Source organism: Ensifer adhaerens, from assembly GCF_000697965.2.
Lineage (GTDB): Bacteria > Pseudomonadota > Alphaproteobacteria > Rhizobiales > Rhizobiaceae > Ensifer > Ensifer adhaerens.
In genome coordinates, this window is record NZ_CP015880.1 from 370970 (window position 1) to 396058 (window position 25089).

Genomic DNA, 25089 nt, shown 5'->3' on the forward strand with positions numbered 1-25089 from the left:
CCGCGGCATGACGGCAAGAAATGGCCAATGGCGGCCAGCAAACTGGCCACCACAAGTCAACATTTCCTTATAGCATCCGGCCTCAGTTCGCCAAGACGCGTTGTGACGGGAAGGAAATTTCCACCAGCGTTCCCTCGTTGGGTGCCGAGGTGATCGAGAAGTGGGCGCGGTTCGCCTCCGCCATCGCCTTGGTGAGCGGCAGCCCGAGCCCGGTGCCGTCGCCACGCTTGCGCGCGCCTGTCGTCACCTGCCGGAACGGTTTCATCGCCTGGTCCAGTTCGCCGCGGGTCATGCCTACGCCGGTGTCGCGGATCCTCAGCATGACGCTACCGTTCGCCTCGTAGGAGGTCGACACCACGATCTGGCCGCCCGAAGGCGTGAAACGGATGGCGTTCGCCAGAATGTTGAGCGCGATCTGCTTGATCGACCGGCCGTCGGCCACGACGTTCGGCACGGCTGCCGAAAGCGAGGTGCGGATGATGACGCGCTGGCTGTTGGCCTGCGGCTGGACGAGCGACACGGCTTCAGAGACCGCGTCGTTGATCTCGACGGCGCCGAAATCGAGTTCCATTTCGCCTGCTTCGATCTTCGAGATGTCGAGCAGATCGTTGACGATATCGAGCACGTGGCGGCCCGACCGGCCGATGTCGCCGGCATATTCGATGTAGCGCGGGTGACCGACCGGGCCGAAATGCTCGCTCGCCATCATGTCGGAAAAGCCGATGATCGCGTTGAGCGGCGTGCGGATCTCGTGGCTGACGCGGGCGAGGAACTCGGTCTTGTGGGCATTGGCCGTTTCCGCGGCGCGCTTGGCGTTCCGGAGTTCCTCTTCGGTGCGTTTCCACTGGGTGATGTCGCGGATCACGGCGCAAAAGCCATTGGAGGCCGAAAGTCGGCCGATGGTCATGAACAGCGGAATGAAGCCGCCATTCGCTTCCCGCCCGATCACCTCGCGTCCGTCGTTCAGCACACTCGCGACGCCGTGGCCGGAAAGCCCGTGCAGGTAGTCGATGACTGCCTTCTGGCTTTCGTGAGCGAAGAGCGCGGCGAAAGGTTTGCCGCGGATCTCGCCCTCGTCATAGTTGAAGAGCGCGCTTGCCGAGCGGTTCATCGAGCGGATGTCGCCGTCATGCCCGAGAATGACAACGCCATCGGTTGCGGTTTCGAGGATGGACTTGAGTTCGTCGATTTCCGTCTTCAGACGGTCGACGTCGTCACCGGAGATGGCATCGTCTGCTTTCGTCGACGGCGCGTTCGCGGCCGCCGGCGTCAGCGCCAGCATCAGCGCGCTCCGGCCTTCCCAGCGGATCGTGTGCAGCCGTGCGATGACCGGCCGCATCTGACCGTCCCTGCGGATCAGCATCATCGTGCCGTCGGGTTCCTGGTCGGTCGCCTCTTCGCCATTGGCAAAGAGTGCGTCAAGGCCGCCTTCCCGGACAAAGTCGTCGAGGTCGCCATAGGCGGTGAGCCGCAGAAATTCCGGATTGGCGTGCAGCAGCTTTTCCCCGCGATGCACGAGCATACCGATTGGCAGGCTGTCGAGGATCTCGCCGCTAAGGCCGATATCTGCCCCTTGCTGCTCGAGATGCACGTTCGCCTGTTCGTCCTCGGCTGCGCCGTCGTCGGTCTCTTCTCCGGTTTCTTCCACGCCAGTCGGTTCTTCTGCCGCTGGCGTCGAGGAAGTGATGGCTTCGTGCGCGTCTACCGGGAAGGGTGTGCTTGCATCGGCCGCTGCGTCGCTTTCCTCTGCCGGTGCGGTTTCCGCCGGCCTGCCAAAATGCTCGCCCAATTGCCGCGCGATCTCGCGGAACGCCGCCTGTTCGCCCCGCGTCAGCGCGGTCGCCGCGCGATGCTTCTCGAGTTCGACGATCTTGTCGGAGACGGGGGGCTCAGCGTTGTCGACGAGCTGTAGGGCAGGGCGCTCTCCCTGGAAGAGATCGTCAGTTGCGGCGACCTGTTCGTCCGCGGCAACTTCGGCTGCATGGTCCGGCTCTGCCTCTGCCTCCTCGCTGGAGGTGAGGGTCTGGTCTTGGGGCGCATCACGATCCTGCGCAGCTGCGACAGGCTCGGCCTCCGTTTCGGAGGACCTCTGCGCGACGACCTGCACCTCGTCGGCGGACCGCTCCTCGATCTCAGGGCCGACGGTCTCAGGATCGACCGCTGGAGTATGCGCGTGGTCTTCCGACGGCGTCGCTTCCGCGGCAGCTTCTGCCGTCATGTCCGTTGCGGCGCCGAACGTCAGGCCGTTGGCGTGCTCGTCTTCGACGGCATCGGCAAGGCGCACGATACCGAAACCGCGAAAGCCGTCGAATTCGCGTGCGCGCGAGTAGGTGGGCAGGGCCGCCAGGTCGACCGGAACCTTGAGGCTGGTGCCCTGCACGGGCCAGAAAATCGTCTTGCCCGACCAGGTGTCGCGGCGTTGCAGCAGCGCGCCGATCTTCTGATCAGGATCGAGGCCGTAGCGTGCTGCCACGTGGTTAAAGGTGGCGCCGATCACATCGGCGGCGCGCGGACCGACGGCGGTGGCGAATTCCTCGGATATCTCGCTGAAGCGGCCTTCGGCGTCGATCTTCCAGACGAAGCGGACGGCACGGCCGCCGGGCACGAAGGCGAAGTCGGCCTGTTCCGTTTCAGCGGTGCCGGCATCGGTCGCCTCTACCGTCTCATCCTCGCGAGTGACCTCTTCCGTCACGGGGATTTCCGCGGCAACCGGCGTATCGTTCGCGGTCACGTCGGTCGCGACTGCAAGCGCCGGCTCGCCGTCATCTTCCGCTGGCTCCACGCCCTGCGCCGACGTTTCCGCATCTGCGGCGGCAAGCGCCTCCGGTTCCTCCGGTAAAGCGACCTGGCCTGCAGCGACGTGGACGCCTGCGTCCTCAAGGTCGCCATCGTCCTGTGGCGCGGCAACCGGTTCGACGGACTCCGCCTGTTCGAATGCGTCGGCCAGGGCAGCGTCTTCGGCTGGTGCAGCGCTTTCGACCAGCGCTTCGGCCGGTTCGACGATATCCTTTGCCTCCGGGGCCGGTGTCTCGGCGGTCGGTTCCAGCTCTTCGGCCAGCGGCAAGATCGGCAACACTTGCGCTGCCGGGGTCTCTTCGTCCGGATCGAGCGTGCCGAGAATGGTCTCGACAGCAAAGAGCAGATGCAGCGACGGTTCGTCGGCGATCTTGCCGACCGCGGCCGGCAGGTGCCCCTTCCGCGTTGCGACCGGGCGCTTGATCAGCCAGTCGTGGTCTCGGCCGACCGTATCGACGAGCTGCTTGCGCGTCTCGTCCGACATGCCGAGATCGATGAAGCCCGGCGAGTGTGCGATGATGCCGCCGTTGCCATCGAGAACGGCCATGTGGGTGTCCGGGCCGTCGAGGCCGGCGATCATGCGCGCAGCGCGATCCTCAAGCGACAGCGGCGTGCCCGAATGCGGTGCAGTAAAGAGCACCGCGTCCTCGTCCGGGCGCACGCGGATCATCTCCACGCTCACATTCAGCGGTGTGCCGCGGAAACCCGAGAACTTCCGGATCGAAAGCTGGCGCCGGTCGCCGGCGCGCACGAGCTGCGCTCCCGCGGCCTTGAGCTGACGCAGCGACAGCTCGCCCTGGTCCGGTCCCGCATCGATGAAATCATAGATCGACCCGGCGCCGAAAAAGGCCGCGCCCTGGTCGTTGGCCCAGAGAATGCGCGCAAAGTCCCGCGAAAACAGGATCGCCGCGTCGCCGCGGGCAAAATGCTCCCGCACCCGCGCATGCACGGCGATATCAATGAAGGGATACTGTCTCGCGGGCATAAAGGGGGCCTATTGACGGATCGCTTGCGGGTTAACACTCTATTAATACCCGGCAGGCCCGCAAGGGTCCAGCGAGGGCCGGAGCTTCGTCACGGCTTTCAGCGCGAAAGGTTAATTCTCCGGATTTTGTGCACTGCACAATTTTATTGCAATGCACAAGCAAGTAGTTTATATAATGCGCATCAATCAACGGCGCCTCTGAAGAGGGCCAGACACCAAGGAGCGCTTTCATGGCTACCAAGAAGACCGACGACGTATTTTCCCTTTCCTCTTTCGACCCGGCGAAGTTCACCGACAGCTTCCGCGACTTCGCGGAAAAGGGTGCCGTCCAGTCGAAGGAAGCCTATGCCAAGATGAAGACCGCTGCCGAAGAGGCAACGAAGACCGTTGAAGCAACGCTCGAAAGCGCCCAGACCGGCTCCGTCGAACTCGGTCTCAAGGCCATCGACGCACTGCGCACCAATGCCGAAAACTCGCTGTCTCACATGGAAGCGCTGCTCGGCGTGAAGTCGCTGTCGGAATTCGTCGAACTGCAGACGAGCTTTGTCCGCAAGCAGGCCGAACTCGCCGTCGAGCAGGCGAAGTCGATGCAGGAAGCCACCAAGAAGGTTGCCGAAAACGTCACCAAGCCGGGCAAGGACGCCGCTGAAAAAGCGATGTCGTCCTTCAAGAAGGTCTAAAGTCAACCGAGCGCGCCGGCTGAACGATGGCGACAGACTGCTGTCGCCGAATTCTGCCATCTGCGCCCAAAACCAAGAATCCGGATGGCTTGCCATCCGGATTTTTTCCAGGATAATCTCAAGTTAAGGCTTGCAAAGCGACGGAAGTCTCCGTATGTGAGCCGCCAAGCGACTGATGTCGCTTTATGTGCGGTTGTAGCTCAGTTGGTTAGAGCGCAGGTTTGTGGCACCTGAGGTCGTAGGTTCGATTCCCACCAACCGTACCATTTCTTCCCTATACGATAGGTATCGCGATTTGCGGGGCGCCTTGCTTCTTCAGAACAGCTTGGCCAAGGCTCTGAGCGCCACCACGTCCTGTACGCCATTCTGATAAAGTTCGATCAGCCGGGCGGCGAGCGCCGTTGCCTCTCCCGACTGGCGCGACAGCTCTCGCTCTCTTAGTGTTTCCTTGAAGACATCGTCGATCTTGGTGAGTTCACCCGGCAGGATCGGCGGGCCCGGTATGGACACAAGCATCCTTTCACACTCCTTTGTCGAAATGGGAGCGCGAGCCGATTGCGACCGGCGTGCTCGCAGCCATCGCCTTGAGCAAGCAGCTCAATTCCCTGTGAAGGCAACGTCGGGATACCGCGCCAGGTTCCTGTCGCGGCAATACCCAATTCGGGCTAGCGCTTGGGCGCGGGTCGGATCCGGTTCGAATGGACATAGGGCTCATCCGCCGGTAAAATTTCGCCAAGAGGATTCCCAGTAAGGCGTCGCAATCCATGGCCAAAGAATCCATCACACGGCGGCTTGCCGCCATCCTGGCTGCTGATGTCGTTGGCTATAGCCGGCTGATGGAGCGAGACGAGAAAACCACCTATACGCAGCTCATGGCGCGCTGGAGCGAAGTGCTGGAACCGCTCGTCGAAACCCACCAGGGCCGGGTGTTCAAGCGAACGGGCGACGGCGTGCTGGTCGAGTTTTCCAGCGCGGTCAATGCGGTCGAATGTGCGGCTGCCTTGCAGCGGGCGATGATCTCCGCCAATGCGGACGTGCCCCACGATCAGCAAATCGTGCTGCGCGTCGGCATCAACATGGGCGACATCATGGTCGCCGACAGCGACCTCTACGGCGACGGCGTCAATGTCGCAGCCCGGATCGAGGCGCTTGCGAGGCCCGGCGGCGTGGCGATTTCGGACGGGGTGCACGAATATGTGCACGGCCGCATCGATCTCATTTTCGTCGACAGCGGCCATCACGAGGTCAAGAACATCGAGCGGCCGGTGCATATCTGGAGCTGGTCGCCGGACGAGTATGCCGACGCGCCCATCAAGGTCGCCGCCGAGGTGCCACCGCAGCTTCCGAGCCGGCCGTCGATCGCCGTGCTGCCGTTCGACAATATGTCCGGCGATCCGGAGCAGGGCTATTTCGCCGACGGCATTACCGAGGACATCATCACCGATCTCTCGAAGGTCTCCGGTCTCTTCGTGATCGCCCGCAATTCCTCCTTCGCCTATAAGGGCAAGTCGGCGGATATCCGCCAGGTGAGCCGCGACCTCGGCGTTCGCTATGTGCTCGAAGGCAGCGTGCGCCGCGCCGCCAACCGCATTCGCATCAACGCTCAGATGATCGACGGCACCACCGGGGGCCATCTCTGGGCCGAGCGCTACGATCGCGGCATCGAGGATATTTTCGAGGTTCAGGACGAGGTGACGCGCACCATCGTGACGGCGCTCAAGGTGAAGCTGACGGCCGGAGAAACGGAGCGGCGCGAGGGGCGCGGCAAGGTCGATCCGGAGGCCTATGATCTGCTCGTACGGTCGCGCCAGGCGATCCTGCGGTTCGACGCGGTATCGTCTGCGGAGGCGCGCAGCATGCTCGAACGTGCGATCGCCATCGACCCGGCGCTTGCCGCGGCGTATGGGTCGCTCGCGATCATTGCCATGACCGACTACATCAACCGGTGGAACGGTGGCACCGTCGACAATATCGAGCGCGCTCTCAAGCTTGCACAGAAGGCCGTCGAGACCGACGAGCATGAACCCCACGGCCACCACGCGCTCGCGATTGCGCTCTGCTGGAAGCGCCGCTTCGACGAGGCCGAGCGGGCCGCCCAACGCACGATCGAGCTCGACCCGAACTCCGCCGGCGGCCACACGCAGCTCGGCACGATCAGAGATTTCCTGGGCCAGTTCGAGGAGGCCTTGCCCTTCTATACCCGCGCCCACAGGCTCGATCCGCAGTTCGACCTGGCGCTGCATTTCCTCGGCCGGACCCTGCTCAATCTCGGCCGTTTCGACGAAGCCGAGATTGCCTTCAAGCGGCGCCTGGCCTTGGCACCGCGTTCGGACATGACGCGCTTCTATCTCGCCTGTCTTTATGGCCGCACCGGACGCCATGAGGAGGCGCGGCGCTACTGGCACGAGGTCTTCGAGGTCAATCCGGACTTTTCCATCGACCACTTCAAGCGGGCGATGCCTTACGAGGATCCGGCCGTCATTCCGCGGCTGATTGACGGCCTGCGGGAGGCCGGGATTTCGCTATAGGTGCGGCGCCGACGTCAGGCGTTTGAGCGCTTCATATGAAGATCTGGTGCTCCGCGGTCACCAGTTCCTGCAGAAAGGCGACGACGGTGCGAACGCGCACGAGATCGCGCGCGCTTTCGTGATAGGTGGTCCAGTAGGCACGGCGGATGGTCGTTTCCGGCAGGATACGTTTTAGTTCCGGCGCATGGCGGGCAATGTAATTGTGCAGAATGCCGATGCCGGCGCTGGAACGCACCGCCTCCGTCTGGCCGGTGGCGCTCGATATCTCGAACGAGGCATCCCAGCTGCGCATGATCTCGGCGGAAAAATTCAGCGACGGCGTGAAGATCAGATCCTCGACGTAGCCGATGCGGCGGTGCTCCCTGAGGTCGTCGATCGTCTGCGGCGTGCCGTGCTTTTCGAGATAGTCGGCCGAGGCGTAGAGGCCGAGCGTATAGTCGGTGAGTTTCGAGGAAACGAGGCGCCCCTGTTCCGGACGTTCGATGGTGATCGCGATATCGGCCTCGCGCTGCGACAGCGAGAACGACCGAGGGACCGGCACGAGCTGCAGTTTCAATTCCGGATAGCGCGCCGTCAGCCGGCCGAGCCGGGGTGCGAGGAAAGAAACACCGAAACCGTCGGGTGCACCGATGCGCACCGTGCCGGCGATCGCCGTGTCGATCCGGCCGATCTGCGATTGCGCCGCCAGCATTTCCGTTTCCATGCGCTCGGCTGCCGCAAGGAAGATTTCGCCCTCGGCGGTCAGTTCGCAACCGTTCGGCCGACGAACGAGCAACCGTGTCTTCATCGCCTCTTCCAGCGCAGTCACCCGACGGCTGAGCGTGGCATGATTGACGCCGAGCCGCTTGGATGCGGCCAGGATCTGTCCGGTCCGCGCGACGGCTAGAAACATTCTGACATCGTCCCAGTTCACAGTGCGACAATCCTATACAAAACCGTTGGACTTCAATTTTTGCACAACGGTTGCTGAATATCGGAAATTGATTTGTTGAAATCGTAGTGCGATCATGCCGCCACAATCAAGATCTGGAGGAACCATTCATGTACGAACTCGGTCATTTCATCGATGGCAAGCGCGTCGCCGGCAAGAGCGGCCGCGTCAGCAACATCTTCAACCCGGCAACCGGCGAAGTGCAGGGCACCGTGGCGCTGGCAAGCGACGCGGAACTTTCGGCAGCCGTCGAAAGCGCCAAGGCAGCACAGCCGAAGTGGGCGGCCACCAACCCGCAGCGCCGCGCCCGCGTGTTCATGAAGTTCGTCGAACTTCTGAACGCCAACATGAACGAGCTCGCCGAGATCCTGTCGCGCGAGCATGGCAAGACGATCGAAGACGCCAAGGGTGACCTCATCCGTGGCCTCGAAGTCTGCGAATTCGTCATCGGCATTCCGCATCTGCAGAAGAGCGAGTTCACCGAAGGTGCCGGTCCCGGCATCGACATGTACTCGATCCGCCAGGCCGTCGGCATCGGCGCCGGCATCACCCCGTTCAACTTCCCGGCCATGATCCCGATGTGGATGTTCGCCCCGGCCATCGCCTGCGGCAACGCTTTCATCCTGAAGCCGTCCGAGCGTGATCCGTCCGTTCCGATCCGCCTTGCCGAACTGATGATCGAAGCCGGCCTGCCGGCAGGCATCCTCAACGTCGTCAACGGCGACAAGGGGGCTGTCGACGCGATCCTGACGCATCCGGATATCGCAGCCGTTTCCTTCGTCGGCTCGACCCCGATCGCCCGCTACGTCTATGGCACCGCGGCGATGAACGGCAAGCGCGCCCAGTGCTTCGGTGGCGCCAAGAACCACATGATCATCATGCCCGACGCCGATCTCGACCAGGCCGCGAACGCCCTGATGGGCGCCGGCTACGGCTCGGCCGGCGAGCGCTGCATGGCGATCTCGGTTGCCGTCCCGGTCGGTGAAGAGACCGCCAACCGCCTGATCAGCAAGCTGACCCCGATGGTCGAAAGCCTGCGCATCGGCCCCTACACCGACGAGAAGGCCGATATGGGCCCTGTCGTCACCAAGGAAGCCGAACAGCGCATCCGCAGCCTGATCGACAGCGGTGTCGAGCAAGGCGCCAAGCTCGTCGTCGACGGCCGCGATTTCAAGCTGCAGGGCTATGAGCAGGGCCACTTCATTGGCGGCTGCCTGTTCGACAACGTCACGCCGGACATGGACATCTACAAGACGGAAATCTTCGGACCGGTTCTCTCGGTCGTCCGCGCCAAGACCTACGAGGAAGCCCTCGACCTGCCGATGAAGCACGAGTATGGCAACGGCGTCGCGATCTACACCCGCGACGGTGATGCGGCCCGCGACTTCGCCTCGCGCATCAACATCGGCATGGTCGGCGTCAACGTTCCGATCCCGGTTCCGCTCGCCTACCACTCCTTCGGCGGCTGGAAGTCCTCGTCCTTCGGCGATCTCAACCAGCACGGCCCGGACTCGATCAAGTTCTGGACCCGCACCAAGACCATTACCGAGCGCTGGCCTTCGGGCATCAAGGACGGTGCCGAGTTCGTCATGCCGACGATGAAGTAACAACGGGATAAAGATCCTCCCGCCTCGGGGCCTCCTTCGGGAGGCCCTTTTTTGTTGCATTCGGCAATACGGCACAACTAACTTGCGAACCGTGGGCAAGGGTCGTGAATTGATCGCTGCTCCAACGGCAGTCTGGCGGGCGGGGGCGCACCAGACGATTTGTGTTTGATCATGTGCTCCGGAGCGCTTTGCGGCGCGTCCGATGCACAAAGGATGGACGGAGGGGCCCATCATGGTCGTGGCCGAAGCGACGTCGTTTCAAGCAGCGCCGACACGCGACGTGTCGATCGATTTTCACCGTTTCTCGTTCATGGGGAGCGGCAAGGAATATTTCGGCATCTGGATCGTCAACGTGTTTTTGACGATCGTCACGCTTGGCATTTATTCCGCCTGGGCAAAAGTCCGGCGCAACCGATACTTCTACGGAAACACGGTTCTGCTCGGCCGTACCTTCGAGTACCATGCCAAGGGCAAGCAGATCCTGATCGGGCGAGTGATCGTTTTCGGCTATCTGATCCTCTACAATCTTCTGCTGACATTCGTTCCGATCGTCGGCATCGCGTTATTGTTGCTTTCGCTCTTCTTCGTTCCCTGGCTGGCCGCACGCGGGTTGCGCTTCAGCGCACGGGTGACGAGCTACCGCAACGTCCGCTTCGACTTCGTCGGCACGATGGGCGGTGCCTTCAAGGCGTTCATTCTGGGCGGGTTCCTTTCCATTATCACCTTGGGCCTACTGACGCCGCTCGCAAGCCGATGGGTTGGGCGCTACGTCGGATCGAACCTGCGCTTTGGCGGCAGGGCCTTTGAGACCAACCCGCCGTTCGGCCCGCTCTATCGCGGCATGTTCCTGGGTGTGGGGCTTGCGCTGGTTCTTGGCGTTGTTGTCTTCGCGATCTTGATGGGAACGCTTCGCGCATCGCCAAGTTTGCTCCAATCGCTGAACGATCCGAGGTGGGGATGGGTAGGCTTGGGCGCAGGATATGTGGCGTCCATGTCTTTCTACGCAGTCATCGCGTTGTTCTACAGTGCAGCCGTGCGCAACGCCGTTTGGGGGGCGACGGTTTTTGACGGAAAACATCGGTTCCTCAGCGGTCTTTCTCGGGGCCGCTACACGTGGATCGCCATATCGAACTTCGTCGTCACCATCCTGACGCTGGGCCTGCTGCGACCTTGGGCGGCTGTCCGCATGGCCCGTTACAAATGGACCCTGACGGGCGTAACCGTCTTTGGCGCCGTCGGAACGCTGATGAGCGAAATCGAAGCGGAAGCGTCGGCGGTTGGAGCGGAATTCATGGATTTCGAAGGGTTCGATTTTGGCTTCTAGCAGCATCGAGATCGCACGTGGCGAGTGGCATCCGGCCGGTTCCAGCCGGTCGGTGCCCTCGCGGTTGTTGGAAGAGGGGGGCAGCCTTAGGGCCGTAGACGATGCGAGCACCGAACTTGCCCGTGGCACCTTGGCAAGTGTCGATATTTCCGACCGCGTCGGAGCGATACCGCGTCGCGTCGAATTTGCAGACGGCTCGTTGTTCGAAACGCCGGACAACGAGGCAGTCGATCGTTTTCTGAAGCTGAATGGCAGGGTCAACCACATCCACGAATGGGAGCGCTTTCGTCCACGTCTCATCGCCGTCGTCGCAGCCACCGTGCTGTGCGGCGTTGCCATCTATCGTTATGCGGTTCCTGCGCTCGTTGAGGTCGCCGTCCTCGTGACCCCGCCGATCGTGCCGGAGATGATGTCGAAGGGCACGATGGAGACGATGGATCAGACACTGTTCGACAAAACGCAGCTGGCGATTGAGCGGCAGGAAAGGATCCGCGACGGCTTCAAGGCAATCGCCGCCCGATCAGGCCGCGGCGAGGCCGGTTACACGCTCAATTTCCGCAAGGGCGGTGTGGTCGGACCAAATGCGTTTGCGCTTCCGGATGGCACGCTGGTCGTCACCGACGAGCTCATCGAACTTGCCGGGGACGATACCGAAATGATCGTTGGCGTGCTGGCGCACGAGATCGGCCATGTCGAGCTCGAACATAGTCTGCGGCAGATCTACCGTGCTGCCGGCGTTGCCGGCCTCATCATGATGATCGGCGGCGATATCGGTTCGGGCGTGGACGACGTCCTGGTGCAGGGCGCTGGTCTCTTGTCGCTTTCCTATTCGCGCGGCGCAGAAACTGCTGCCGACCGACACTCGGTCGAGCTGATGCAGAAGGCAGGGCGAGATCCGACGGCGGCCGCGCGCTTCTTCGACCTGCTTGAAAAGAAGCTAGACGATCACGGCGACACCAGCATTCTCTCAACGCATCCAGGGACGCCGGAGCGGCGCAAGGCGATCCTCGACTACGCCGCGGAGTTGCGCGCCAAGGCGCAATGAGCCTCCTTGAATTTCGCTTGTTGAAACGAAAACAGCGGGCCGATGGCCCGCTGTTCGCATTCAAGCAATTGCCTTGTTGATCAGTCCTGCGGACCGTCGTTGTAGCCGACCTTGTCGACCAGTTCCGAAGCCTTCTTGCGGTTTGCGGCGATGTCGGCGAGCGGCAGTTCGTCCGGCTTGATCGTGCCGAAGGACTTCACGACGTCAGACGGCTCGGCGCCCGGCAGAACCGGATATTCGAACACCTGCTCGGCGTAGATCTTCTGGGCTTCGCCTTCCGACAGGAATTCCATCAGCTTCAGCGCGTTGTCCTTGTTCGGGGAATTCTTGGCGAGTGCCATGCCCGAAATGTTGACGTGCGTGCCGCGGTCCTTGGCGTTCGGGAAGAGTACCTTGATCGCCGCTGCCCAATCCTTCTGTTCCGGCTCCTTCTCGTTGGTCATCATCAGACCGACATAGTAGGTGTTGCCGAGTGCCAGGTCGCATTCGCCGGCCAGGATCGCCTTGGCCTGGTCGCGGTCGCCGCCGTCAGGCTTCTTGGCGAGGTTGTTCTTGAGGCCGGTCAGCCACTTCTCGGTCTCGGCTTCGCCATGGTGGGCGATCATCGAGGCGAAGAGGCCGATGTTATAGGAGTGCTGGCCGTCGCGGGTGCAGATCTTGCCTTTCCACTTGGGGTCGGCAAGCTCTTCATAGGTGATGTCGTCCTGGGCGACGCGCTCCTTGGATGCGTAGACGACGCGGCCGCGGGTGGTGAGGCCGAACCAGTTGCCTTCAGGGTCGCGGAAATGCGCCGGGATATCCTTGTTGATCGTCTCGTTGACGACAGGCTGGGTTACGCCTGCATCCTTGGCTTCGGTCAGGCGGCTGATGTCGACGGTCAGGATCACGTCGGCCGGCGAGTTGGCGCCTTCGGCCTGGATGCGCTCGACGAGGCCCTTGTCTAGGAAGAGCACATTGGTGGTGATGCCGGTTTCCTTGGTGAAGGCGTCGAGCAGCGGCTTGATCAGGTCGGGCTGCCGGTACGAGTAGATATTGACTTCACCATCGGCCCAGGCGGCGCTCGTTGCCAGCAGGGTTGCCGTCAGGGACAGAACGCCCATCGCTGCTCTTGAAACGGACATCGCTTCCTCCATTTTCTTGTTTGAGCTAAGTTAACAAAATTCCTCATCTTTCTGACCGGAGCGCTGAAAACAGTCAATCAGGAAACCGTAAACGCTCAACAAGAAGTGACTTTTCTGGCTTTTTGGAATTGTTCCAAACTACGATCCGTCCTATATGATGAGTTCGTGAACCTCTCGATGCCGGAGTGAATGATGCGTCTGACGAAGCAAACGAACTACGCGGTTCGCATGTTGATGTACTGCGCCGCCAACGGGGAAAAGCTCAGCCGCATTCCCGAAATCGCCAGGGCTTACGGTGTTTCCGAGTTGTTTCTCTTCAAGATCTTGCAGCCGTTGACCAAGGCCGGCCTCGTTGAAACGGTGCGTGGCCGTAACGGTGGCGTGCGCCTGCCGAAGCCCGCTTCGGCGATCACGCTGTTCGACGTCGTCAAGGTGACGGAAGACAGTTTCGCGATGGCCGAGTGCTTCGAGGCGGGCGAGATCGAATGCCCGCTCGTCGACAGCTGCGGCCTGAACTCGGCGCTCCGCAAGGCGCTGAACGCCTTCTTCGAAGTGCTGCAGGGCTACACGATTGACGACCTGGTCAAGGCGCGCCCGCAGATCAACTTCCTGCTCGGCCTGGAAGAAACCAAGCGTCCGCAGACCTCGGCGGCCTGATATCTCCGAGCAACGCCCGCGCAAATGGTGCGGCATGACCTGGCGGCTGAAGTGCCGCCGGGTGTTACTCTTGCGGTAGATATTCCCGCAATATGAAGTCGATCGCAGTGGGGTCGATTTCAGCCTTGTCGATGCGGAAATCGGCGCCGTAATCCTCCAGATTCTGAAAATAGGCATCGGCGAGCGATGCTGAGATTACCCCGATCGGGCCGATATAGCCCTGATGCCGGAGGGCCGGGACCGTCTCGCGGAAATCGAGCTGCGGCCGCAGACGGTTGTCGAGCAGGATCATCGATACGGGTTTGCCCGAGCGCAGGAATGCAAGCGCATCATCGATCGTCTGGCAGTAGTGCAGCTCGATGTCGATGCTGCTCACCTTGCGGATGAGCGCGCGCAGGATCAGGTTTTCTGCCGGGTCGTCGTCAACGAGCAGGATGTGTGCTTTTCGCGTCATGACCGAATACCCTTGCTGATGGCGGGCGTCCCGTTCGTTGGGCGTGGCGGTGCGAAACGCGGCCACGCATCGGCTGCTACTGGATGATCTGCTCTCGGATTGCCTTCGCCACCATCTGGGTGCGATTGACGACGTCGAGTTTCTTCAGGATCGTTGCGGTGTGTGAGTTCACCGTGTGCTCCGACACCGAAACGATGAGCGCAATCTCGCTTGCCGTCTTGCCGTGCGAGATCCACTTGAGGATTTCGGTTTCGCGCGGCGTCAGTCCCATCCCGGCCTTATTGGCAAGCGCGATGCGATAGAAATAGTCGAAGGCGGCGATCGCGTCATAGGCGAGCGCCACATGCTCGGCCCGGCCGATATCCTCCCCGTCTCCGAGAAAGAGCACGGCATAGCGCGCGCCGGTGGAAGCTGCGTGCACCGGTACGCTGACGAGCAGTTCGAAACCGAGCTGCACCAGCAGGTTCTGGCTGGCGTCGCAGCCGGGGTCGTCCGCCCGCCATACCGACGAGATCGCCGAGCGGTGCAGCGTCTTGTAAAACACGGAGTCGCCAAAGCGATGGCGCTTGTCGTATTCCTCCGCGAGCCCGGATGGCAGGTCGTGCAATACTAGGCGGGTGGACAGCATGCAGGCGTCGTTCTCGTTGCCGAGCTGCAGAATGCCGAAATGGCTGAAGCCGTAGCGCAATGCCATGGTATGAAAAATGCGGAAGAAATCGACGCGGTTGAGCGCCTTCTCTAGCTCGTCGCGAAGGTCGTATCGCCTGTGATTTTCCAGCAAAGCCGCCACGGACTGGCTATCCCCTTATCGTCGTGCGGCAGTTTATCCCGCGAGCCGCAGCGATCAATCGGCAAAGTGCGTTGCCGGTATTGCCGACAGGCAGGGTCATGCGCGTCCCTCGGCAAGCCCACCGAGCGACTGAAAGCTGTAAAAGGCGGCTGCCGGTCCCTCCCAAGGACGTCTGGGCACGTCGAATATCTCCCCCGAATTTGTATACATTTTATTGCACAATCCCGTTCGGGATTTCTACCATAGTATCTTGGGATTGACGAAAACCTGTCGAGGCCGAATCGCGTGTTCGTGCGGCCAACGATCACGGCATTCTCGGTAGGGGTATTCACCCGGAACCAAGGTGGCTTCCCCGGTGTGGCATCGCGCCGCCCAAGGGGCTGGCGGGGGAGGCTGCAGACCCTGTGGAAGCGGCCGGAACGTCGTGGATTTTAGGTGCCGCGGTGTACTGTTTTGTCAGGCGATTCTAAAACAGTGGACGAATATCCCGGCTCTACCTGCGGACGAATTTTTCGCATAGACAAATTTCTGCGGCGACTTATTGCAATGCGACGCCAAATGTCGTTCCATCCGGCCTTGACCGGGGGCAACGGCATTCCGCGTCAGGAAAACACGAGAACAAAAACAAATCTGGGAAGCAAAGCTCATGAAAAAGCTCACTACTCTGTTTGCAGCGACGGCGCTTGCCACGCTGATGGCCGGCTCCGCCTGGTCGAAGACGTTCGTTTATTGCTCGGAAGGTTCGCCAGAGGGTTTTGACCCGGGCCTGTACACCGCCGGCACGACCTTCGACGCGGCTGCGCACACGGTTTACAACCGCCTGCTCGAGTTCAAGAAGGGCACGACCGAAGTTGAGCCGGGCCTCGCCGAAAGCTGGACGATCTCCGACGACGGCCTGGTCTACACCTTCAAGCTGCGTCCGGGCGTCAAGTTCCAGACCACCGAATTCTTCACGCCGTCGCGTGATTTCACTGCCGACGACGTGGTGTTCTCCTACGAGCGCCAGCTGAAGGCTGACAATCCGTGGAACAAGTACATTGCTGGCGCTTCGTGGGAATACGCAGCCGGCATGGGCTTCCCGGAAGTCATCAAGTCGGTTGAGAAGGTCGACGACCTGACCGTCAAGTTCACCCTGACGCGCAAGGAAGCGCCGTTCCTCGCCAACATCGCGATGCCGTTTGCTTCGATCCTGTCGAAGGAGTATGCCGACAAGCTGCAGGCTGACGGCAAGATGGAGCAGATGAACCAGATGCCGCTCGGCACCGGTCCGTTCGCTTTTGTCGCCTACCAGCAGGATGCCGTCATCCGCTACAAGGCAAACCCGGACTATTGGGGTGGCAAGCAGAAGATCGACGACCTCGTCTTCGCGATCACGTCTGACGCTTCGGTTCGCTTCCAGAAGCTCCAGGCTGGCGAATGCCACCTGATGCCGTTCCCGAATGCTGCCGACGTTTCGAAGATGAAGGCAGACCCGAACCTGAAGGTCATGGAACAGGCCGGCCTCAACGTCTCCTACCTCGCCTACAACACGACCCAGGCTCCGTTCGACAAGCCGGAAGTCCGCAAGGCGCTGAACAAGGCGATCAACAAGCAGGCGATCGTCGATGCCGTCTTCCAGGGTGCTGCCCAGCCGGCCGTCAACCCGATCCCGCCGACGATGTGGTCGTACAACGACAAGATCGAAGACGACACCTACGAGCCCGAAGTCGCCAAGAAGATGCTTGAAGACGCAGGCGTCAAGGACCTGTCGATGAAGCTCTGGGCAATGCCGGTTTCGCGTCCGTACATGCTGAACGCCCGTCGCGCAGCTGAACTGATGCAGTCGGACTTCGCCAAGATCGGCGTCAAGGTCGAGATCGTCTCCTACGAATGGGCCGAATACCTCGACAAGTCCAAGGCCAAGGATCGTGACGGTGCCGTCATCCTCGGCTGGACCGGCGACAACGGCGACCCGGACAACTTCCTCGACACGCTTCTCGGCTGCAACGCTGTCGGCGGCAACAACCGTGCACAGTGGTGCAACCAGGAATTCGACGCTCTCGTGAAGAAGGCGAAGGAAACCTCTGACCCCGCAGAGCGCACCAAGCTCTACGAAGAGGCGCAGGTCGTCTTCAAGCGCGAAGCGCCGTGGGCGACGATCGACCACTCGCTCTCGGTCGTGCCGATGCGCAAGAACGTCGAGGGCTTCGTTCAGAGCCCACTTGGTGATTTTGCCTTCGACGGCGTGGACATCACCGAGTAATTTAGTTAACTGATCCTTAAGGGGGCGTTTGCCAAGGGCAAGCGCCCCTCTTTGCATCCACTATAGCGACCCTGAGTTCCGGCTGGAGCGCAAAAGGTCGCTGTGGCATTTCGACTTGCTGTATGCTTGGCCGTTAAGTGGGAAAGCATGCGGTGGTGCCAGCGGCGGGATACAATGCCGCGGCAACATGGCGCGGGGTTTAACATGTTCCGATTTCTCTTGGGGCGATTGGCTGTCCTGATACCGACCTTCGTCGGCGTCTCCATCATCGCCTTCTCCTTCATCCGCCTGCTTCCGGGCGATCCGGTTGCGCTGCTTTCGGGCGAGCGCGTCATGTCGCCGGAGCGACATGCGGAAATTTCACACGCACTCGGCTTCGACCGGCCGATCGTGGTGCAATACCTCGATTATCTCTGGGGCGTGCTCCAGGGTGATTTCGGCACCTCGATCGTTACCAAGAAGCCGGTCATCGATCAGTTCTTCGAACTGTTTCCGGCAACCGTCGAGCTTTCGCTCTGTGCGATCCTGTTTGCGGTCATTCTCGGCATTCCGGCTGGCGTGATTGCTGCGATCAAGCGCGGCTCGGCCGTCGACCAGGCGATGATGGGCACCGCACTCGTCGGCTTCTCCATGCCGATCTTCTGGTGGGGCCTGCTGCTCATCATGCTCGTTTCCGGCATGCTGCAGTGGACGCCGGTCTCCGGCCGCATCTCGCTGATGTACTTCTTCCCGCCGGTAACCGGATTCATGCTGATCGACTCGCTCCTGTCCGGTCAGGCCGGCGCGTTCAAGTCGGCCGTCAGCCACCTGATCCTGCCGACGATCGTGCTTGGAACCATTCCGCTTGCGGTCATCGCGCGCCAGACGCGCTCGGCGATGCTTGAAGTTCTCTCCGAAGACTACGTGCGCACGGCACGGGCCAAGGGCCTTTCGACCTTCCGGGTCGTCGGCGTCCATGCGCTGCGCAATGCGATGATCCCGGTGGTCACCACCATCGGCCTGCAGGTGGGCGTCATGCTCGCCGGTGCGATCCTGACGGAAACGATCTTCTCCTGGCCGGGCATCGGCAAGTGGATGGTGGATTCGGTGTCGCGTCGCGACTACGCCGTCATCCAGGGCGGCCTGCTCGTCATCGCCGCGGTGATCATGCTGGTCAACCTCATCGTCGACCTGCTCTACGGTCTCATCAATCCGCGCATCCGGCACTAAGGAGGGCGTCATGTCTCAAGCTGCTGCAACAAGCACCGTTTCGACCGATCCGTCCCGCCGGGCGCGATTGGCCGAGTTCTGGTATTACTTCTCCGAGAACCGCGGCGCCGTGATCGGTCTCGTGTTCTTCGTGTTCCTCGTTCTGCTCGCGGTCTTCGCACCGTGGGTCGCACCGCACGATCCGGTGGCACAGTACCGCGATGCGGTGTTGGTACCGCCGGTATGGCAGGAGGGCGGCCGCGCCGGCTTCCTGCTCGGCACCGACGCCGTCGGCCGCGACATGCTGTCCCGCCTGATCTACGGCACGCGCTTCTCGCTGTTCGTCGGTGTCATCGTCACGACCCTGTCGCTCGTCGGCGGTATCGCGCTTGGCGTCATCGCCGGCTACTTCCGTGGTTGGGTCGATACCGTCATCATGCGCGTGATGGACATCATCCTCGCCTTCCCGTCGCTGCTGCTCGCCCTCGTGCTGGTCGCCGTCCTCGGCCCGGGCCTCGTCAACGCCATGATCGCCATCGCGCTCGTCTTCCAGCCGCACTTCGTGCGCCTGACGCGTGCTGCCGTCATGAGCGAAAAGACCCGTGACTATGTCGTTGCCGCCAAGGTGGCCGGCGCCGGTCATGGCCGTCTGATGTTCAAGACGATCCTGCCGAACTGCATGGCGCCGCTGATCGTACAGGCGACACTCTCCTTCTCGAGCGCGATCCTTGACGCTGCGGCCCTCGGCTTCCTCGGCATGGGCGCACAGCCTCCGACACCGGAATGGGGCACGATGCTCGCCGAAGCCCGCGAGTTCATCAGCAGCCACTGGTGGGTGGTGACCCTTCCGGGTATCGCGATCCTGATCACGGTGCTGGCGATCAACCTTATGGGTGACGGCCTGCGCGATGCGCTCGATCCCAAGCTGAAGAGGTCCTGATCATGGCGCTTCTCGAAATCGAAAACCTGGTCGTCGAATTCCAGACGGCCTCCGGTCCCTTCCGCGCCGTCAACGGCGTGTCGATGAAGGTCCATGAAGGCGAAGTGCTTGCGATCGTTGGCGAGTCCGGCTCGGGCAAGTCCGTGTCGATGCTGGCCGCCATGGGGCTTCTGCCCTGGACGGCGAAAGTGACCGCCGACAAGCTCACTTTCAACGGCCGCGACCTGCTCGGCATGTCGGCAAACGAACGGCGCAAGATCGTCGGCAAGGATATTGCCATGATCTTCCAGGAGCCGATCGCCAGCCTCAACCCGTGCTTCACCGTCGGCTTCCAGATCGAGGAAGTGCTGCGCATCCACATGGGCCTCGACAAGGCCGGTCGCCGCAAGCGCGCAATCGAACTGTTCGAGGCGGTCGGCATTCCCGATCCGGCCGAGCGGCTCGGCCACTATCCGCACCAGATGTCGGGCGGCCAGTGCCAGCGCGTGATGATCGCGATCGCGATCGCCTGCAACCCGAAGCTCCTGATCGCCGACGAGCCGACCACCGCGCTCGACGTGACGATCCAGAAGCAGATCCTGGACCTCCTGATGAGGCTGCAGGCCGAGCACAAGATGGGCCTGATCATGATCACGCACAACATGGGCGTGGTCGCCGAGACTGCCGACCGGGTGGTCGTGCAGTACAAGGGCCGCAAGATGGAAGAGGCCGACGTGCTGACGCTCTTCGAAAACCCGAAGAGCAACTACACGCGCGCACTTCTGGCGGCGCTGCCTGACAACGCGACCGGCGATCGTCTGCCGACGATTTCCGAACTCTTCGTCGACGAAGGAGCGGCCCAATGAGCGTGATCCTCGAAGCGCGCAATCTGGTGCGCGACTACCATATCCCCGGCGGCCTCATCAAAAAGGCAAAGACGGTTCATGCGCTGAAAGGCGTGAGCTTTTCCGTCGAACAGGGCAAGACGCTGGCGATCGTTGGCGAAAGCGGTTGCGGCAAGTCCACGCTGGGCCGCATCCTCACCCTGATCGACCCGGCGACCTCCGGCGAACTGCTGATCGAGGGCAAGAAGATCGATATCTCCAAAGGCGACATGACGCCGGAGATGCGCCGCAAGGTGCAGATCGTCTTCCAGAACCCCTATGGCTCGCTCAACCCACGCCAGAAGATCGGCGACATCCTGATGGAACCGCTGGTCATCAACACCGACACGCCGGCCGACGAACGTCGCGACCGGGCGATGACGATGCTGAAGAAGGTCGGCCTCACCGAGCTGCACTTCAACCGCTATCCGCACATGTTTTCGGGCGGCCAGCGCCAGCGTATCGCCATTGCGCGCGCGTTGATGCTGAACCCGAAGCTGCTGGTGCTCGACGAGCCGGTGTCGGCGCTCGACCTGTCGGTCCAGGCACAGGTGCTGAACCTGCTCGCCGACCTTCAGGACGAACTGAAGCTCACCTACGTCTTCATCAGCCACGACCTCTCTGTCGTGCGCTATATCGCTGACGATGTCATGGTGATGTATTTCGGCGAAGCGGTCGAATACGGCAGCCGCGACGAGGTCTTTGCCGACCCGAAGCACAGCTACACCAAGACGCTGTTCGCAGCGACGCCGCGTGCGGATGTCGAGAGCATCAAGGCGCGCCTTGCCAAGAAGAAGCAGGCGGCCTGACCCGCCGCTGCTGATTTTTGCTGAAGAAACAAGAGAAGCCGGGCAGCCAATGCCCGGCTTCTTTGACTTGGGGGCTTGATGGTGTAGAGGTGTCGCGCCGCCTTCACTTCTCGCCTCTTGGCGGCGGGCAGCCGCTTTTTTGGCCGGACCGATCGTTCGGCCCAACCTCAGGAACACGTTCATGGAAATCAAGCGTTTCGAAACCGGCCCCCGTATGAGCCAGGCCGTGGTCTACAACAACACCGTCTACCTCGCCGGCCAGGTCGGCAACGCCGGTGACGATGTCGTGACGCAGACCAAGCAGGCGCTTGCCGAAGTCGACCGTCTTCTGGCGCTCGCCGGCACCGACAAGACCCGCATCCTCTCGGCCACCATCTGGCTCGCCGACATGGCAGACTTCCCGAAGATGAACTCGGTCTGGGACGCCTGGGCACCGCAGGGCCACACCCCGGCTCGCGCCACCGGCGAAGCCAAGCTCGCGACCCCGGACTACCTCGTCGAAGTCATCGTCGTCGCCGCTGCCGCCTAAGGCCTGCGCTACGGGATTTCTCGTCTTCTTATTCCTGCGCCGCCGGACTGCCGTCCGGCGGCGTTTTTCGTTCCCATTTCAGTTCCCTTGCGCGGAACCAAACGGCGCACCGGCACGTTAAGTGTCCAATCCGAAGAAGCAGGCCAAAACCGGCCGCCACGATTGGGAGGACTGTCTATGCTTTACTGGCTGCCCCGTGTCTGTGTCCTTCTCCTGGCGGGCGTCATGATCGGTTTCGGTCTTGTTCCCTACACCGCCGCAGGTGTCGCCCATACCTTGCTCGTCATCATTCTGGGGCTTGGCCTATTGTCGCTGACCCTGCATGTCTTCCCGCCGGAACACCATTGACCGTGCAAGATCATTCACGCGATGTGCCGCAAGCCGGGCCGGAGCAAAAGGCAGGGCGGCCTGATCTGTTGACCGGAAACGCGAACGAACCGCGCGCGGCCCTGGCTGAAGGACGGCGAGGCATGATCGCGAATACGCTGCGTCGGGCGGGTGCCGCCCAGCAGCGCAAGCGTGCGCGGTGGATCGTCGAGGAAGAGGCTGCTGTGGCGACGGCGGCGCCATCGACAGCCCCGCGGCGCGACGGCATCGATCTGATGGTCGCCTGGAGCATCATTGGCCTCTTCGCCATTGCCGCATGCGCGGGCATCTACGCCATGGAAACGATCCTCCTGCCGATCACGCTTGCGATCGTCGTCGGCGTCGTGCTCGGCCGGACGGCCGACGGACTGGCGCGTTATGGTCTGCCGCCGATTTTCGGAGGGCTACTGCTGGCGATCATTTTCGTCACCGGCCTCTCGTGGCTCGTCAACGCCCTCCTGGGTCCGTTGACGGCGCTCGCCTCGGAGGCGCCGAAGCTTGCCGAAAGCGTGGTGGCGCGGGTGATGCCGTTCATTGACCGGTTCGAGTGGCTGCGTCTGGCCGTCGCGCGCAGCGTCGGCAACGATGCGATTGCCGATACCGTCATGAAGAATGCCGGCCCGATGCTTGCCGCCACCGCCGCCGGGCTGACACCCGCTTTGGTGCAGACACTGATCTTCCTCGCAGCACTCGGCCTGTTTCTGCTCGGACGGTTGCAACTGCGCAAGGCGGTCATCCTTGCCTTTGCCAGCCGTGAGCGGCGGCTTAGCGCCATTCGCATCATGAACGGCATCGAGGATGCGTTGGCGCGATACTTCTCGATCGCCAGCGTCATCTATTTCTCGCTCGGCCTCGTGACGACGGTGATCGCTTTTGTCGGGGGTCTGGGCATGGCGCCGTTGTGGGGCCTGTTCGCTTTCGTCTCCAGCTTCATTCCCTATCTCGGCGTGACGGCGATGACGCTGAGCTTGCTGGTGGCGGGGCTGATGACGCACGAGGTGCTGTGGCTGGCATTGGCGCCGGCGGTGGCCTTCTTCGTCGTTCACCTTGCGATGGAAAACCTTGCCATTCCGGCCATCCTCGGCAACGAGCTCGAGGTGAACCCGTTCTTGATCTTCCTGGCGATCGTGTTCTGGACCTGGATGTGGGGGGCGGTCGGCGCCATGCTGGCGCTGCCGCTCTCTCTCATCGTCCTCGCCATCGTCGAGGAAATCAGCGACCAGCCGCCTGAACGTCAGCTGCCCGGATAAGGGGATGTGTTGCCCGGCCTAGCGCCGGGCAGAGCGTGCGTGCTCGTCGAAGAACAGCGCCTGGCTGATCAGTGCCTTCACCATGTCCGGATTGAACGGCTTGGTCACGAGAAAGGCTGGCTCCGGCCGCTTGCCGGTCAGCAGCCGCTCGGGGAATGCGGTGATGAAGATCACCGGCACAGCGGCCTGCGTGAGGATCTCGTTGACGGCGTCGATGCCCGAGCTGCCATCGGCAAGCTGGATGTCGGCCAGAACCATCTTCGGAGAGGTCTTGCGGTAGAGATCGAGCGCCTCGCCGTGGGTGCGGGCGATCCCGGTGACGCGGTGGCCGAGGCTGGTCACCATATCCTCGATATCAAGCGCGATCAGCGGCTCGTCCTCGATGATCAGGACGTCCGTTGCGACCTGGTGCGAAATGTCCTCCGAGGCGACTGTCAGGAGCTTCGAAAACTCGGCCTGGCTGAGGTTCATGACCTCGGCCGCATCGGCGATGGAGAAACCCTCGACCGATACGAGCAGAAACGCCTGGCGCGGCGCCGGCGCGATCAGCGAGAGATTGGCGGCCGCCTGTTTTTCCCATGCGAACGGTGAGGCATTTTCGCTGCGGTCGATCGAGATCTTTTCGAACTGCGAGCAGAACAGCTTGTAGAGGCTGATCCGGTCGTTCGAGGCTTCCGGAAAGAGGCTGATATCCTCGATCAGGGCTTCGAGAACGGCGGCCACATAGCCGTCGCCTGCGGCCTGCGAGCCTGTGACGGCCCGCGCGTAACGGCGCAGAAAGGGCAGGTGGGGCGCAATCCGGGTCGAAAGTGACATCAACGACTTCCTTACGTGCAATGCGATTCGTTTGATTTCTGAGGATAGGGGGTATGGGGCGGAATAGATGGATGTTTTGAACACGTTTTTCGGCTTAGAGCAAATGGGGGACGTGTTCGAAACGGTGTGCCGGCGATTTCGCAAGGGCAGCAAAAGCCGTGAAGGACTAAGCGGTGGTGGGACGCAGCATGGATGAAGAAACCGGAAAGCACGGCGGCGTAGGCCAACAGCGCGGAGGCACTGCCGAAACGCTCGACATCGGCGGCTCGATCGGCACCAGCTTGAGGGCGCTCTATCGGTCGCTGGAGCAGGAGCCCGTTCCGGAACTCTTTCTCAATCTTCTTGAAAAACTCGATGAAGCGGAGGCTGCGGCCAAAGTCCCGTCGAAGGGTGGGGTTCCGCTTTGAGGGGGGAAGAAACGGGCGGCTGCCCGTTTCTTCATGAGATGCGCCGATCAGCAGGCGGCTTCGTAGCGGCGGCCGTAGCGGTCGCGATAGATGCAGCGGCCCGGTTCGTTGGCGTTGCCGATGAGCGCACCGGCGACGCCGCCGATGGCCGCGCCCACGGCCGCACCCCTGACATTGCCCGTCGCCGCACCGCCGACGATGGCACCGCCGGTTGCGCCGATCGCCGCGCCCTTTTCTGTCTGCGTGCATGCCGCGAGGGGGAGGATCAGGCTTGCTACGATAAGTATCTTCTTCATGACGCGTTCCTATCCGAGGGTTGCTTTGTTGAACTGAGAATCAATTTTCGGTGAAATCGATTTGCCCGCGACTGGTGACGAACAGAATGACGACAATGAGGCATAGCCCGTACCCGATGCCGCGCCGTCCTGATCGACTTTTGATGTTACCTTTCGGCGCTCGCAATGAGCGAGCCGCTTGTGGTGTGTCCTTGCCTCGCCAGTATCTCCTCCGTCGCTCGGCCGCGGTCGCAGCGCTTGTTATCGTTGCGAAAACGAGACCGGGGCATTTTTGTTCCATTGTTGGGGTGGCCGACGGTCGATGGCCGTCCCGGTTGTGGGCCGTGGTCGCCCGCTGAACGCTGTGGGCGAATGACGCCTCCCGACCGTCTCTGGGCCGCTCAAACGCGCAGCTGACGCCAAGGTTCCAGGAAATATTTCGCGCCCATTCGCGGAACCGCAGATCGCACATTTCCGTTTGCTGTT

23 protein-coding genes and 1 tRNA gene are annotated in these 25089 nt (G+C 61.9%); 16 read left to right on the top strand and 8 right to left on the bottom strand.

Going from position 1 to position 25089, the window contains the following annotated elements:
* Positions 1–82: 82 nt before the first annotated feature.
* Positions 83–3781, bottom strand: a complete 3699-nt coding sequence (locus FA04_RS01715) for an ATP-binding protein (RefSeq protein WP_034800832.1) — start codon at positions 3779–3781, stop codon at positions 83–85.
* Positions 3782–4011: 230 nt separating this feature from the next.
* On the opposite strand from FA04_RS01715, the gene FA04_RS01720 reads away from it, so the two are divergent.
* Positions 4012–4461, top strand: a complete 450-nt coding sequence (locus FA04_RS01720) for a phasin (RefSeq protein ID WP_034800834.1) — start codon at positions 4012–4014, stop codon at positions 4459–4461.
* A 189-nt stretch (positions 4462–4650) separates the two neighbouring features.
* A tRNA-His gene (locus tag FA04_RS01725) sits at positions 4651–4727 on the top strand.
* 49 nt (positions 4728–4776) lie between these two features.
* Here FA04_RS01725 and FA04_RS01730 read toward each other — a convergent pair.
* Positions 4777–4977 (bottom strand): hypothetical protein, encoded by a 201-nt coding sequence (locus tag FA04_RS01730; protein ID WP_034800837.1) that lies wholly within the window; start codon positions 4975–4977, stop codon positions 4777–4779.
* A 248-nt stretch (positions 4978–5225) separates the two neighbouring features.
* On the opposite strand from FA04_RS01730, the gene FA04_RS01735 reads away from it, so the two are divergent.
* On the top strand, positions 5226–6989 hold the full coding sequence (locus FA04_RS01735) for an adenylate/guanylate cyclase domain-containing protein (protein ID WP_034800838.1): 1764 nt from the start codon (positions 5226–5228) through the stop codon (positions 6987–6989).
* Between the two features lie 31 nt (positions 6990–7020).
* On the opposite strand, the gene FA04_RS01740 is transcribed toward FA04_RS01735, so the two are convergent.
* Positions 7021–7902, bottom strand: a complete 882-nt coding sequence (locus tag FA04_RS01740) for a LysR family transcriptional regulator (RefSeq protein WP_034800840.1) — start codon at positions 7900–7902, stop codon at positions 7021–7023.
* Between the two features lie 128 nt (positions 7903–8030).
* Here FA04_RS01740 and FA04_RS01745 point away from each other — a divergent pair, with 128 nt between their 5' ends.
* The 3 genes from FA04_RS01745 to FA04_RS01755 all read left to right on the top strand — a co-directional run bounded on the left by FA04_RS01745 (position 8031) and on the right by FA04_RS01755 (position 11896).
* Positions 8031–9527: a CoA-acylating methylmalonate-semialdehyde dehydrogenase gene (locus FA04_RS01745; RefSeq protein WP_034800841.1), complete on the top strand. Its 1497-nt coding sequence runs from the start codon at positions 8031–8033 to the stop codon at positions 9525–9527.
* Between the two features lie 232 nt (positions 9528–9759).
* Complete coding sequence (locus FA04_RS01750) at positions 9760–10851, top strand: YjgN family protein (RefSeq protein ID WP_051659565.1); 1092 nt, start codon at positions 9760–9762, stop codon at positions 10849–10851.
* On the top strand, positions 10841–11896 hold the full coding sequence (locus tag FA04_RS01755; protein WP_034800842.1) for a M48 family metallopeptidase: 1056 nt from the start codon (positions 10841–10843) through the stop codon (positions 11894–11896). The genes FA04_RS01750 and FA04_RS01755 overlap by 11 nt, the downstream gene beginning before the upstream one ends.
* Positions 11897–11976: 80 nt before the next feature.
* On the opposite strand, the gene FA04_RS01760 is transcribed toward FA04_RS01755, so the two are convergent.
* Positions 11977–12996 carry a Fe(3+) ABC transporter substrate-binding protein gene (locus FA04_RS01760; RefSeq protein ID WP_370689548.1) on the bottom strand — a complete coding sequence of 340 codons (1020 nt, stop codon included), beginning with the start codon at positions 12994–12996 and terminating at the stop codon, positions 11977–11979.
* Between the two features lie 213 nt (positions 12997–13209).
* Between FA04_RS01760 and rirA the strand changes: the two genes are divergently transcribed.
* On the top strand, positions 13210–13674 hold the full coding sequence (rirA, locus tag FA04_RS01765) for an iron-responsive transcriptional regulator RirA (RefSeq protein ID WP_034801384.1): 465 nt from the start codon (positions 13210–13212) through the stop codon (positions 13672–13674).
* 64 nt (positions 13675–13738) lie between these two features.
* Here the strand turns inward: rirA and FA04_RS01770 are convergent, their stop codons facing one another.
* Both FA04_RS01770 and FA04_RS01775 read right to left on the bottom strand, forming a co-directional pair.
* Entirely contained in the window at positions 13739–14194 is a 456-nt protein-coding gene (locus FA04_RS01770) for a response regulator (RefSeq protein WP_089044704.1), read from the bottom strand.
* Between the two features lie 10 nt (positions 14195–14204).
* Positions 14205–14918, bottom strand: coding sequence for a helix-turn-helix transcriptional regulator (locus tag FA04_RS01775; protein ID WP_051659566.1), 714 nt, complete (start codon positions 14916–14918; stop codon positions 14205–14207).
* A gap of 646 nt (positions 14919–15564) precedes the next feature.
* Here FA04_RS01775 and FA04_RS01780 point away from each other — a divergent pair.
* The 8 genes from FA04_RS01780 to FA04_RS01810 all read left to right on the top strand — a co-directional run bounded on the left by FA04_RS01780 (position 15565) and on the right by FA04_RS01810 (position 23105).
* A complete protein-coding gene (locus FA04_RS01780) occupies positions 15565–17160 on the top strand; it encodes an ABC transporter substrate-binding protein (protein WP_034800843.1) in 1596 nt (531 codons plus the stop codon).
* A 204-nt stretch (positions 17161–17364) separates the two neighbouring features.
* The gene (locus FA04_RS01785) at positions 17365–18369 is read left to right on the top strand and encodes an ABC transporter permease subunit (protein WP_034800844.1); all 1005 of its coding nucleotides are present in this window, start codon (positions 17365–17367) and stop codon (positions 18367–18369) included.
* Positions 18370–18379: 10 nt separating this feature from the next.
* Entirely contained in the window at positions 18380–19288 is a 909-nt protein-coding gene (locus FA04_RS01790) for an ABC transporter permease subunit (protein WP_034800846.1), read from the top strand.
* Positions 19289–19290: 2 nt separating this feature from the next.
* On the top strand, positions 19291–20133 hold the full coding sequence (locus FA04_RS01795) for an ABC transporter ATP-binding protein (protein WP_082566271.1): 843 nt from the start codon (positions 19291–19293) through the stop codon (positions 20131–20133).
* Positions 20130–20960 carry an ABC transporter ATP-binding protein gene (locus FA04_RS01800; RefSeq protein WP_034800847.1) on the top strand — a complete coding sequence of 277 codons (831 nt, stop codon included), beginning with the start codon at positions 20130–20132 and terminating at the stop codon, positions 20958–20960. The genes FA04_RS01795 and FA04_RS01800 overlap by 4 nt, the downstream gene beginning before the upstream one ends.
* 181 nt (positions 20961–21141) lie before the next feature.
* On the top strand, positions 21142–21489 hold the full coding sequence (locus FA04_RS01805) for a RidA family protein (protein WP_034800849.1): 348 nt from the start codon (positions 21142–21144) through the stop codon (positions 21487–21489).
* 177 nt (positions 21490–21666) lie between these two features.
* Complete coding sequence (locus FA04_RS35540) at positions 21667–21837, top strand: hypothetical protein (RefSeq protein ID WP_090425577.1); 171 nt, start codon at positions 21667–21669, stop codon at positions 21835–21837.
* Positions 21838–21974: 137 nt separating this feature from the next.
* A complete protein-coding gene (locus tag FA04_RS01810) occupies positions 21975–23105 on the top strand; it encodes an AI-2E family transporter (RefSeq protein ID WP_370689547.1) in 1131 nt (376 codons plus the stop codon).
* Between the two features lie 18 nt (positions 23106–23123).
* Here FA04_RS01810 and FA04_RS01815 read toward each other — a convergent pair whose 3' ends face one another.
* Complete coding sequence (locus tag FA04_RS01815) at positions 23124–23921, bottom strand: response regulator (protein WP_034800852.1); 798 nt, start codon at positions 23919–23921, stop codon at positions 23124–23126.
* Positions 23922–24109: 188 nt separating this feature from the next.
* Between FA04_RS01815 and FA04_RS01820 the strand changes: the two genes are divergently transcribed.
* Positions 24110–24328, top strand: a complete 219-nt coding sequence (locus FA04_RS01820) for a NepR family anti-sigma factor (RefSeq protein WP_034800854.1) — start codon at positions 24110–24112, stop codon at positions 24326–24328.
* 47 nt (positions 24329–24375) lie between these two features.
* Here the strand turns inward: FA04_RS01820 and FA04_RS01825 are convergent, their stop codons facing one another.
* On the bottom strand, positions 24376–24624 hold the full coding sequence (locus FA04_RS01825; RefSeq protein WP_034800856.1) for a glycine zipper domain-containing protein: 249 nt from the start codon (positions 24622–24624) through the stop codon (positions 24376–24378).
* Between the last annotated feature and the right edge of the window lie 465 nt (positions 24625–25089).

What these genes read in the sequence shown, in the direction of transcription:
- FA04_RS01715 (WP_034800832.1), bottom strand. Translation starts at nt 3,781, where the DNA reads ATGCCCGCGAGACAGTATCCCTTCATTGATATCGCCGTGCATGCGCGG.
- FA04_RS01720 (WP_034800834.1), top strand. Translation starts at nt 4,012, where the DNA reads ATGGCTACCAAGAAGACCGACGACGTATTTTCCCTTTCCTCTTTCGAC.
- FA04_RS01730 (WP_034800837.1), bottom strand. Translation starts at nt 4,977, where the DNA reads ATGCTTGTGTCCATACCGGGCCCGCCGATCCTGCCGGGTGAACTCACC.
- FA04_RS01735 (WP_034800838.1), top strand. Translation starts at nt 5,226, where the DNA reads ATGGCCAAAGAATCCATCACACGGCGGCTTGCCGCCATCCTGGCTGCT.
- FA04_RS01745 (WP_034800841.1), top strand. Translation starts at nt 8,031, where the DNA reads ATGTACGAACTCGGTCATTTCATCGATGGCAAGCGCGTCGCCGGCAAG.
- FA04_RS01750 (WP_051659565.1), top strand. Translation starts at nt 9,760, where the DNA reads ATGGTCGTGGCCGAAGCGACGTCGTTTCAAGCAGCGCCGACACGCGAC.
- FA04_RS01760 (WP_370689548.1), bottom strand. Translation starts at nt 12,996, where the DNA reads ATGGGCGTTCTGTCCCTGACGGCAACCCTGCTGGCAACGAGCGCCGCC.
- rirA (WP_034801384.1), top strand. Translation starts at nt 13,210, where the DNA reads ATGCGTCTGACGAAGCAAACGAACTACGCGGTTCGCATGTTGATGTAC.
- FA04_RS01780 (WP_034800843.1), top strand. Translation starts at nt 15,565, where the DNA reads ATGAAAAAGCTCACTACTCTGTTTGCAGCGACGGCGCTTGCCACGCTG.
- FA04_RS01785 (WP_034800844.1), top strand. Translation starts at nt 17,365, where the DNA reads ATGTTCCGATTTCTCTTGGGGCGATTGGCTGTCCTGATACCGACCTTC.
- FA04_RS01790 (WP_034800846.1), top strand. Translation starts at nt 18,380, where the DNA reads ATGTCTCAAGCTGCTGCAACAAGCACCGTTTCGACCGATCCGTCCCGC.
- FA04_RS01795 (WP_082566271.1), top strand. Translation starts at nt 19,291, where the DNA reads ATGGCGCTTCTCGAAATCGAAAACCTGGTCGTCGAATTCCAGACGGCC.
- FA04_RS01800 (WP_034800847.1), top strand. Translation starts at nt 20,130, where the DNA reads ATGAGCGTGATCCTCGAAGCGCGCAATCTGGTGCGCGACTACCATATC.
- FA04_RS01805 (WP_034800849.1), top strand. Translation starts at nt 21,142, where the DNA reads ATGGAAATCAAGCGTTTCGAAACCGGCCCCCGTATGAGCCAGGCCGTG.
- FA04_RS35540 (WP_090425577.1), top strand. Translation starts at nt 21,667, where the DNA reads ATGCTTTACTGGCTGCCCCGTGTCTGTGTCCTTCTCCTGGCGGGCGTC.
- FA04_RS01815 (WP_034800852.1), bottom strand. Translation starts at nt 23,921, where the DNA reads ATGTCACTTTCGACCCGGATTGCGCCCCACCTGCCCTTTCTGCGCCGT.
- FA04_RS01820 (WP_034800854.1), top strand. Translation starts at nt 24,110, where the DNA reads ATGGATGAAGAAACCGGAAAGCACGGCGGCGTAGGCCAACAGCGCGGA.
- FA04_RS01825 (WP_034800856.1), bottom strand. Translation starts at nt 24,624, where the DNA reads ATGAAGAAGATACTTATCGTAGCAAGCCTGATCCTCCCCCTCGCGGCA.